Annotated in this window: 11 protein-coding genes; 4 read left to right on the top strand and 7 right to left on the bottom strand. The window is 46.9% G+C overall.

Going from position 1 to position 10,410, the window contains the following annotated elements:
• The 5 genes from WBA89_RS21210 to WBA89_RS21190 form a co-directional block, all read right to left on the bottom strand.
• Positions 1 to 463: transcription antitermination factor NusB (locus WBA89_RS21210; protein ID WP_424409236.1), on the bottom strand; the 463-nt coding region annotated here is incomplete at its 3' end.
• 114 nt (positions 464 to 577) lie between these two features.
• Complete coding sequence (locus WBA89_RS21205; RefSeq protein WP_424409235.1) at positions 578 to 1,294, bottom strand: Uma2 family endonuclease; 717 nt, start codon at positions 1,292 to 1,294, stop codon at positions 578 to 580.
• A gap of 240 nt (positions 1,295 to 1,534) precedes the next feature.
• On the bottom strand, positions 1,535 to 2,944 hold the full coding sequence (locus WBA89_RS21200) for an NAD(P)(+) transhydrogenase (Re/Si-specific) subunit beta (protein WP_424409234.1): 1,410 nt from the start codon (positions 2,942 to 2,944) through the stop codon (positions 1,535 to 1,537).
• Positions 2,941 to 3,234, bottom strand: a complete 294-nt coding sequence (locus WBA89_RS21195; RefSeq protein ID WP_106150865.1) for an NAD(P) transhydrogenase subunit alpha — start codon at positions 3,232 to 3,234, stop codon at positions 2,941 to 2,943. The genes WBA89_RS21200 and WBA89_RS21195 overlap by 4 nt, the downstream gene beginning before the upstream one ends.
• A gap of 277 nt (positions 3,235 to 3,511) precedes the next feature.
• A complete protein-coding gene (locus WBA89_RS21190; RefSeq protein WP_424409233.1) occupies positions 3,512 to 4,660 on the bottom strand; it encodes a Re/Si-specific NAD(P)(+) transhydrogenase subunit alpha in 1,149 nt (382 codons plus the stop codon).
• Between the two features lie 433 nt (positions 4,661 to 5,093).
• Between WBA89_RS21190 and WBA89_RS21185 the strand changes: the two genes are divergently transcribed.
• The 4 genes from WBA89_RS21185 (at position 5,094) to WBA89_RS21170 (ending at position 9,014) form a co-directional block, all read left to right on the top strand.
• Positions 5,094 to 5,606, top strand: a complete 513-nt coding sequence (locus tag WBA89_RS21185; RefSeq protein WP_424409232.1) for a DUF2808 domain-containing protein — start codon at positions 5,094 to 5,096, stop codon at positions 5,604 to 5,606.
• 77 nt (positions 5,607 to 5,683) lie between these two features.
• Positions 5,684 to 5,842 (top strand): hypothetical protein, encoded by a 159-nt coding sequence (locus tag WBA89_RS21180; protein WP_424409231.1) that lies wholly within the window; start codon positions 5,684 to 5,686, stop codon positions 5,840 to 5,842.
• 217 nt (positions 5,843 to 6,059) lie between these two features.
• Positions 6,060 to 7,328, top strand: a complete 1,269-nt coding sequence (locus WBA89_RS21175) for an MFS transporter (protein ID WP_424409229.1) — start codon at positions 6,060 to 6,062, stop codon at positions 7,326 to 7,328.
• A 108-nt stretch (positions 7,329 to 7,436) separates the two neighbouring features.
• Complete coding sequence (locus WBA89_RS21170) at positions 7,437 to 9,014, top strand: DHA2 family efflux MFS transporter permease subunit (RefSeq protein ID WP_424409227.1); 1,578 nt, start codon at positions 7,437 to 7,439, stop codon at positions 9,012 to 9,014.
• 163 nt (positions 9,015 to 9,177) lie between these two features.
• Here the strand turns inward: WBA89_RS21170 and WBA89_RS21165 are convergent, their stop codons facing one another.
• Entirely contained in the window at positions 9,178 to 9,945 is a 768-nt protein-coding gene (locus WBA89_RS21165; protein ID WP_424409226.1) for an ABC transporter ATP-binding protein, read from the bottom strand.
• A gap of 321 nt (positions 9,946 to 10,266) precedes the next feature.
• A partial coding sequence (locus WBA89_RS21160) for a glycine--tRNA ligase subunit alpha (RefSeq protein ID WP_424409237.1) occupies positions 10,267 to 10,410 on the bottom strand: 144 nt, incomplete at its 5' end.

Below are 10,410 nucleotides of genomic sequence, written 5' to 3'. Positions count from 1 at the left end.
TGGAAGTAGTTTCAGTCTCTGGCTGTTCGGGATTCAAACCCCCCCCAGCCCCCCCTTGGTCAGGGGGGGTGGGGGGGGTTAAACGGATGTATTGTCGCAGCAAGCCGTTGACAAAACTGCTGAGTCCAGAAAAACCGTTTTCTTTTGCTAGCTGAACGGTGGTATTGACGGCGGCGGAGGGGGGAATCTGGTTGAGATATTCGAGTTGATATAAACCTAAATGTAGAATAGTGCGGAGTTCGGGCGGTTGTTGGGAGGATTTTTTTGTGGCTAGTTTGTCGATGATAAAATCTAGCGACCGAGTTCTTCTGACGCTACCGAAAACTAATTCTGTAACTAAACGCCGATCGAGGTCGTTGAGTTGAGAATTGCGAAAAGCGCGATCGAGGGCGGCATCTGCAAATGCACCGCGGCGGTGGACTTCGCGGAGTGCAAAAAAAGCTATTTGGCGGGGATTTTGCATAATTAAGATATGGGGGCCTAGAAACCGGGTTTTTTACGATAAGCGCGTTACAGCCCGCAGATTTGGTGAAAAACCCATTTTCCGATCGCCCGTGATTCGAGGACTATTATAATCTCAAATGTCCTCTGGATTTATCCCCATTTCTCGGAGTTTTTCCGAAAGGCGATCGGCTTTTTGCTGTACTAACTCTTTCTGCTGTCGTTCTTGTTCCATTTGTTGCTGTGTTTGTTCCATTTGTTGCTGCGTTTGTTCCATTTGTCTCGACAACTCCACATAAGACAAAAACTTCATTCCGTCGGGACTATAAATTTCCAAGTCTCCCGATGCAGTTTCAAAACGTGTCTCCAAACGCGGACTTACCCAACCCTCCATTGATTCAATATAGTTGAGTTCTCCGTCACTTCGCACCCAACCAATTAACTCATTATCCTCTGGATCGTAGACATAATATTCTTCTACTCCATAATTTTCGTAAAACTTAAACAGCTTAAACATTGCTGTCATGCGGTTGCCGCGGGAGAGGATTTCAAACACAACTTGCGGCGCAATATTATCTTCAACCCACTGTTGGTAGGAACCTCTGTCACCTTTTGGTCTGCCAAAGACTACCATAATATCCGGTGCTTGGCGAGTTTTGTTATCTCCTTCGACGGGATACCACAGCAAATCACCTGCTACAAAGACATTTTCGCTGTCTTTGAATAAAGCATCGATTCCGCCTTGAATTTTTACGATTAATTGAAACTGTTTGGTGTTGTCAGACATGGGTTTTCCGTCGCTGTCTGGGTAGATGATTTCTGGCAAATTTTGAGTAGGAATTGTTGCTGTCATGGGGATGACTCCATTGCTAGTAGCATCAATTTCTATTTTATACCTATTTCAAAAAAACCCGACGAGAGCGGGTTGAATTTCCTTTCTTGAGTCGGCGCAGGCGGACTTTGTTTGTGTAGACGCGGTTGAAACCGCCGAGTCTCAAGAAAAACAAAATAAAAACCCGGCTTATCCAAAAAACCGGGCTTAATCATCAGCGTTAATCCGCGTTAATCCGCCAGAATCTGCGGTTGCAAAATGCTACAACTGCTTCACCTCAGCCACCAATTTGGCAACCACATCCTTAGCGCTACCAAACAACATCATCGTCTTATCTTTATAAAACAACTCGTTGTCAACACCGGAAAAACCGGCACTCATTCCGCGCTTGATTACGATCGTATGTTTGGCCTTATCAACCTCCAAAATCGGCATCCCGTAAATCGGGCTAGCCGTATCGTGACGCGCCGCCGGATTCACCACATCATTCGCGCCGATTACCAACGCCACATCCGTTTCTTCAAACTGCGGGTTGATGTCATCCATATCGTACAACTGCGGGTAAGGCACGTTTGCTTCCGCCAACAGCACATTCATGTGCCCCGGCATCCGCCCAGCCACCGGGTGAATCGCGTATTTCACGTCAACACCCATTTTTTCCAAACCGTCGGCTAACTCGCGTACCGAATGCTGGGCTTGCGCTACAGCCATTCCGTAACCGGGAATAATTACCACCGATCGCGCATAGCCCAACATCATCGCACTTTCTTCGAGGTTGATGCTGCGAACAGTTTTGTCAGTAGCCCCACCAGCAACAGCCCCAGCAGTCGCACCACCGCCGCCGCCACCAAACGCGCCAAACAACACGTTAGAGATCGATCGATTCATCGCCTTACACATGATCTGCGTCAAAATGATTCCAGACGCGCCCACCAAAGCCCCAGCAATAATCAGCATATTGTTCATCAAAATGAACCCAGCCACACTCGCCGCAATCCCCGAATAGGAGTTAAGCAGCGACACCACCACCGGCATATCACCACCGCCAATCGGCAGTACAAACATGATCCCCAGAATATTGGAAATCGCCACCAAACCCAGGAATACCGGCACATCCTCCGGGTGAAACACCATATAACCGCTGCCGGCTAAAAGCGCGATCGCCAGCATCGCATTAAACGGCTGTTGAAACGGAAACGAAATCGGAGCACCAGGCAGCAATTCTTGCAGTTTTGCAAACGCCACAAGGCTACCAGTAAAGGTAATTCCGCCGATTAACACGCCCAAAAGGATCGTAATCGTCGTATCCGGCGCAGGCGATTGCGGGATGCTGAGATAGCGCCAGAATTCGCCCACAGCAACAAGTGCAGAAGCCGCGCCCCCGAAACCGTTAAGCAAACCCACCATCTGCGGCATATCCGTCATTGCAACGGTTTTCGCCATAATTGTTCCCACAATGGAACCGATGATGATGCCGACTGCAATCAATTCGTAGCTGATAACTTGCCTTTCGAGTAAAGTACCGACGATCGCAATCAACATCCCGATCGCAGCTAACACGTTTCCTTGACGCGCAGTAGCCGGGGAGCCCAATTGTTTCAAACCGACGATAAATAAAGATGCGGCCACTAGATAGCCTAGCTGAATGCCACTGGGTAGAAAATCGCTCACGCTTTAACCTCTTTTTTCTTGAACATTTGCAGCATTCGATCGGTTACTAAGAAACCCGCAACAACGTTAATTGTGGCAAGGGCGATCGCGATCGTCCCCAAAATCGAAGTAACAGTCACATTTCCCTGGCCCGAAATCAGAATTGCCCCTAAAACCGCAATTCCCGAAATCGCATTCGAGCCCGACATCAAAGGCGTGTGCAGCGTCGGCGGGACTTTATTAATTACTTCAAATCCCACAAACGACGCTAGCGTAAACACCACTAAACCTGCAATCAATCCTTCTGCCATAACAATTGGTAATTGGTAATTGGTTATCTGGTTCGCAATCAGGTTAACTCGTTCCCAGCCTCTGGGCTGGGAACGCATTCATCGGAGGCTCTGCCTCCTGTGTAGGCTGGAGGCGGAGCCTCCGGGAGTGCATTACAAGGCAGAGCCTTGTAACGAGAGAAATATTTTTGCTTCATTAGTCCGCGGAGGCGGACTTTGTTTCTGTAGCCGCGATTTCAATCGCCGGGTATTTTTGCTTTGTTTCTGTAGCCGCGATTTCAATCGCCGGGTATTTTTGCTAACTCACGGCTGAAGCCTCAGCCGCCAAAGCATCCCGCACTCGCTGGTTGCTAATTTCACCATCGCGAGCAACGCAAGCACCAGCAATAATATCATCTTCAAAATTCAAATTTAGTTCCCGATCTTTCACCATTAACTGAAGTAAAGCCGAGACATTCTTCGAGTAAGTTTCGCTAGCGTGAACAGGCATTGACGATGGCAAATTAATCGGTCCGATCACATTAACACCGTTCCATTCAACATCTTTACCCGCTTCCGTACACTCGCAATTGCCGCCTTGTTCGGCCGCGAGGTCAACAATTACTGCTCCCGGTTTCATTTGAGAAACCATTTCTCTAGTAACTAAAATCGGGGCTTTTCTACCGGGGACTTGAGCGGTTGTAATCACTGCATCGGAAGCACCGACGTGCTGGGTGAGCACTTGGCGAGTATGTTGTTTAGCCGCTTCTGATAATTCTTTAGCGTAGCCGCCTGCTGCTACAGTTTCTTCCTTAAGTTCGACATCGATAAATTTAGCGCCCAAGCTTTGCACTTGTTCTTTTGTTTCCGGGCGGATGTCGAAGGCTTCGACTACTGCGCCCAGACGACGGGCTGTGGCGATCGCCTGCAAGCCCGCAACGCCCACACCCATTACCAATATTTTTGCGGGGCGAATTGTACCCGCCGCCGTTGTCAGCATCGGGAAATACTTCGGTAAAGCCGCTGCTGCGATCAGTACCGCTTTGTAACCGGCGACGTTAGCCTGAGATGACAGCGCATCCATGCTTTGAGCCCTGCTGGTGCGCGGGATCATTTCCATGCTGAATGCAGTTACTTTGCGATCGGCCAACCGCTGTACTAAAGCCGGATTTCCCAAAGGATTCAAAAATCCGATGAAAACTCCTCCTTCGCGAAGTTGGTGAACTTCTGATTCTTCTAGGTTCCCGATTTTGACGACGACATCGGCTTCGCCCCACAGCGTAGCGGTATCGGCGACAACACGAGCTCCGGCTTCTTCGTAAGCAAGATCCGAAAAAAAGGATTTTGCTCCGGCACCGGCCTCAACCAAAACTTCGACCCCCTGTTTGACCAATTTGGCTGCAGCGTCGGGTACTAAAGCTACCCGGCGTTCGCCTGCTTCTATTTCTTTTGCGATCGCTAATTTCATGAACTCTCCTTATTTAAGCCTTCCAGGGCGGTTGAAACCGCTCCGACACAAACAAAACCTGCCTCTGCAGGTTCGTAAATTGCGATTTTTAACCGCCAGATGCCTTGCTTTACATTTGACCCACCGCCACCTTAAACTTCTAACGTTGATACTAAAGCCGATCGCCAAAATTACACTCGCTTCTTTAACTTGTCTTATAGATTCAATTTCCCTAAACTGTTAAATTTGTAACCTAGCATGATATAATGAAACGCTGCCTAATTCTGTAGTTATAATGTCAGTTGTCCGTATTACGCAAAAAATAATTGACTGAACTCGCAGAATGGATCGCACTCATCAAATTGCGGATACATTCGATATATTAAAGGCATTCATCGCAAATTGCCCGCTTGTTATTTAAGGTTCCATTGTAAATTTGGTCAGAGGAGTGATTATGAGACGATTGTTTTCGGCACTAGCGGTGACAGGTTGCTTGCTGACAGGCTTGCCAGCCATCAGTTTAGCCCAGTCGATGCCGGGATTCACGATTTTCGGCGGCCCCGATCGCGCCAATCAGTTAAACTACCGCTTGGATTACGGCAAAGCCGGGATGAGCGGCGACAGATACCGGCTGCGAATTCCTTCCAAAAAAGTAAGTCTGGCGATCGCCCAACTGAACATCTCCTATCCAGACTATTACAAAGGCGAATTCGACCAAAAAGACATTAAAGTGCGCGTCAAAGACAAAACAATACAATTGCAAGAAGTAATCTGGGACAAAGAAAATCGATTCATAGAAATTTATCCCGCAGAGCCAATTCCAGCAGGTAGCAACGTTGAGGTTGTACTCTCCAACGTCCAAAACCCAAGACCGGGCGGAATGTACCATTTCAACGTCCGCATCCGCACCCCAGGAGATGTACCCTTGATGCGTTACCTGGGGACTTGGCTGTTGAGTATTGAGTGAAATAAGAGTCCGGGTTTGAGTTAGGGGAACTGATATATTGCACCATTCTCAATAATTTTTTCAGGGCGGGTTCTGCTATGTGCCCCGCCAGAAAATCTACTCTTTGCCGAACAGGCCCGACAGCCTGTGCGGGTGAGAACGGTGCAAGATGTGAGGGCAAGAAATTTCCCGCCCGTCAAGCGATCGCCACATTTAAATTAAATGTGGCGATCGTTTTGCTGCGGGCAAAAATTTAACAATACTCAAATTCGGGTTTTCGGGAGTTTTAAAATAGAACCTTCGGCTCATATCGCAATTCTCAATCATTCGTAATAATAAGTAAGTCGGCGGGAAAAACACAACTATCTTAAAAAAGATAAATGAGGCTAAACCCGAATCCCTCCTGTCTTCTGCCCAACTGCCGAACTGCCTCATCCCAACTACAAATATTTACGCCGTTCTACTTAGTCTCCCATGAATTTACTAGCAAAAATCAAAACAATCAAACTTCCTCCAGCGCTGCGATCGAAAAATTATCGCCTGTTTTTTGCAGGACAAGGCATCTCGCTGATTGGCAATTGGATGACCCAAGTCGCTACTGTTTGGCTTGTCTACAATTTGAGCGATTCACCTTGGATGCTGGGCGTAGTGGGATTTACCAGTCAAATCCCCACATTAATTTTACTGCCTTTTGCAGGAGTTTTAATCGATCGCTGGAACCGGCACCGAGTGATAATTGCCACTCAAATATTAGCAATGGTTCAATCCTTAGCCCTAGCATTTTTAGCATTCACAGGAGTAGTGAACATTTGGCAGATCCTGGTACTGAGTTTCTTCCAAGGCGCAATTAACGCCTTTGACGCGCCAGCACGGCAAGCTTTTGTCCCCGAACTCGTAGAAAAACAAGAAGACTTAGCAAATGCGATCGCCATTAATGCTTCCATGTTCAACGGAGCCAGACTAATCGGTCCAGCAATTGCAGGATTGGTAATAGCAACACTCGGAGCAAGTTACTGCTTTCTGATTGACGGACTGAGCTACATCGCTGTAATTGCAGGCTTATTAGCGATGCAAATCAAGCAGCCCAAAATTCCCGAAACTACCACCAAACCCCTACAAAGATTAAAAGAAGGATTCGCTTATGCCTTCGGCTTTCCCCCAATTAGAGCAATCTTAACGCTATTAGCATTAGTCAGTTTTGCCGGAATGTCGCACACAGTTTTAGTCCCAATTTTTGCCGCCAAAATTCTGCACGGCGACGCCCAAACCCTCGGCTTCTTGATGGCCGCCTCTGGAGTCGGAGCATTTGCAGGCGCGATTTATCTGATCGGACGAAAAAGCATCATCGGCATGGGCAAATTGATTGCAATTTCACCAGCAATCATGGGATTTGGACTGATAGGTTTTGGTTTGTCCCGCGTCTTGTGGCTCTCATTAATAATGATGTTGTTCGTGGGATTTGGTTTCATCATCCAATTTGCAGGAGGAAACACATTTTTGCAAACAATCGTTGAAGACGACAAACGCGGCAGAGTGATGAGCATATACACGATGGCATTTTTTGGAGTGACACCCTTTGGGAATTTAGTAGCCGGCGGATTGGCCAATTATATCGGCGCTTCAAATACAGTCATCATTGGAGGTATAATTTGTATTTTAGGCTCAATAATTTTTACCAAACAGTTGCCAGCTTTAAAACATTTAGTTAGACCAATTTATCAAAAAATGGGTTTAATTTCCTAAACAACCTGTAAACTTCTCTCTTTCTGTCTTCTCTTCTCTTTCTCTGCGCCCTCTGCGCTCTCTGCGGTAAAAAAATCCAAATTAAATACGCAACCAGAGGTTAAATTAATGGCAAATACCAGTGCAATTCCCCAGCAGAGCGATCGCGTTCCCTTAAAAACCTGGATCGGCGTCATGGGAACAATCCTCGGCGCTTTCATGGCAGTTTTGGACATCCAAATCACCAACGCATCTCTCAAAGATATTCAAGCAGCATTAGGCGCAACTTTAGAAGAAGGTTCTTGGATTTCCACCGCCTATCTAGTCGCAGAAATCGTCGTAATTCCGATGACTGGTTGGCTGTCGCAAGTGTTTTCTGTGCGCCGATACATATTGGTAAACGCTGCCTTTTTCACGTTTTTTTCCATGTGCTGCGCTCAGGCATGGAACTTGAGTTCAATGATTGTCTTTCGAGCTTTGCAGGGGTTTACAGGCGGCATCTTAATTCCAATGGCTTTTGGATTTTTGCTAACCAATTTACCGCCCAAAAAACAGCCGATCGGCATGGCGATGTTTGCCCTGACAGCTACTTTTGCACCATCCATCGGGCCGACATTGGGAGGATGGCTGACGGAGAATTACGGTTGGCAATATGTGTTTTATCTCAATTTTGTTCCGGGGATGCTGCTGCTAGCGGCTGTGTGGTACGCTGTTGACCCTAAGCCGATGCAGCTAGAACTGCTAAAAGGGGGCGACTGGTGGGGAATTATCTCAATGGCGATCGGCTTGGGTTCCCTGCAAGTCGTGTTAGAAGAAGGCAGCCGCAAAGACTGGTTTAGTTCTGATTTTGTTTTGCGTTTAACCATAATCTCTGCCATATTCCTCAGCGTTTTTTTCTGGATTGAACTAACTCGAAAAAAGCCGTTTATCAACCTGCGATTGCTGACTCGCCGCAATTTTGGCTTAGCAACTATTGTCAATATTTCATTGGGGGTAGGATTGTACGGTTCGGTGTTCATTCTGCCCCTGTATTTAAGTCAGATTCAGCAATACAATGCCATGCAAATTGGCGAGGTAATTATGTGGGCTGGCGTACCGCAGTTATTTATCGTGCCAATCGTGCCGAAATTGATGCAGCGAATGGATTTGCGGGTGCTGATTGCTATAGGTGTGAGTTTGTTTGCGGTGAGTTGTTTTATGAATGCCAGCATGAGTCACGATACGGGTATCGATCAGTTGCGTTGGTCGCAATTGGTGCGAGCATTGGGACAGCCTTTAATTATGGTGCCGCTGTCAACTATTGCCACGGCTGGTATGGAGAAACACGAGGCTGGTTCGGCTTCTGGTTTGTTTAATATGATGCGAAATATGGGAGGTTCGATGGGGATTGCGGCGCTAGCAACTTTGGTGACGCAGCGGGAGCAATTTCACTCGAATCGTTTGGGGGAATCTATTTCTTTGTACAATCCCGCAACGCAAGAAAGACTCAATCAAATGACTCAGTATTTTGTGAGTCGCGGTGCTGATTTGAGCGTGGCGCAAGACCAGGCAATTAAGGTAATTGATAATATTGTCCGCCGCGAAGCTTATGTAATGGCTTTTAATGATTGTTTTTACTTTGTGGGAATTGCTTTGTTGTTAAGCGGGATTGCTATTTTGGGTTTTAAAAAGGTGAAAGCGGGTGCGGGTGGTGGGGGCGCTCATTGATTGGCTATGGTGCAGAAAATGTATATTTGGGGCGGGCAGGATGCCTCTCGATCCCCCCTAACCCCCCTTAAAAAGGGGGGGACAAGACTATTCAAAGTCCCCCTTGTTAAGGGGGATTTAGGGGGATCTATCGCGCATTCGCCTACAAGTGCAAGTTCTATATTCACCATTCTTGTTCTGCTTCGGCTTCGGCTTGGATTAACTTTTGCCGCAGTTGCACCCAATTTATTTGATGAGAGGGGGAATCTTCGAGGAGTTTTCCGCGCTGTAAGTGCAGAATTCTGGTGCTAAACTGTTCTGCTAATTCTAATTGGTGATTGACCATTAAAATTGTGGTTTGATTGTTAGTTAGCTGTGTCAATACTTGCAAAATGTGGGCGGCTTTTCCTGCGTCTAGGGCGGATGTTGGTTCGTCTAAAAGCAAGATTTTTGGTTCCAAAATGATGCCGCGGGCGATCGCCACTAACTGTTTTTGGCCTGTGGAAAGCTGCAATTCGGTGCGATCGAGCCATTCTTGGGGGATATGAAGTTGTTCAATAACCCCGCTAATTCTCTGTGCAATGTTTGATGGAGTCACGCCCCGCAGCTTCAAAGGATAAGCCAACGCTTCTCGCACCGACATTCCCAAAAGCTTGGATTCTTGCAAAATTAGGGTGATTTGTCTGCGGAGTTCGATCGCCCCTATTTGCCGGTATTCTGTATTTTCCAGATAAATCGAGCCGCTGGTGGGGCTGCTGAGTCGGTTTAACAACCGCAACAGCGTAGTTTTCCCAGCACCTGAAGGGCCAACAATTGCGACGCGAGATCCCTTGTGTACCTGAAACGAGATATTGTTTAATAAGTAGCTAGAGGCGATCGGTGTTTTCAAACTTACACCATCAACACGCAATTGAGGAATTGTTTCTGTATTATTTTGTGAATAATTAAGCATTTAATTTATTTAAAATAGGGAATAATTAGTTTTATTGAACCGCGAAGACGCAAAGGACACGAAGGGGAGCATCTCTGTCGGAAAGCAGCCAAGCTAAAAAATGGAGGTAGGAGACAGGAGACAGGAGGAAAGAGGAAAGAGGAAGAAAGAAGGAGTCAAAAGAAGTATTTTTACAAATATGAGATGTTTCCACACGAAGTCAGAATCAGGAAGAAAATCGCAAAAATAATATCCAGATTTCCAACTTCTTCAAGAAGTCGGAAATCTCATAAATTCATCCGTGTATCCGTGTCCGCATCCGTGTCGTGCCGCTCTTCCTTCTCAAACTTTTACTGCTTTTTCCAATGGAAAACCCAACTGTTCGCGCTGTTCTAAATAAAGCTGAGCAACCCGTCGCGCCAAATTGCGAATCTTGGTAATATAGCGAGTTCTTTCCGTTACCGAAATCACGCCTCTAGCATCGAG

Source organism: Microcoleus sp., from assembly GCF_049646505.1.
In the GTDB taxonomy this organism is placed as follows: domain Bacteria; phylum Cyanobacteriota; class Cyanobacteriia; order Cyanobacteriales; family Microcoleaceae; genus Microcoleus.
The sequence above is the reverse complement of the archived record's forward strand: the minus strand, read 5'-3'. Positions and strand labels throughout refer to the sequence as shown.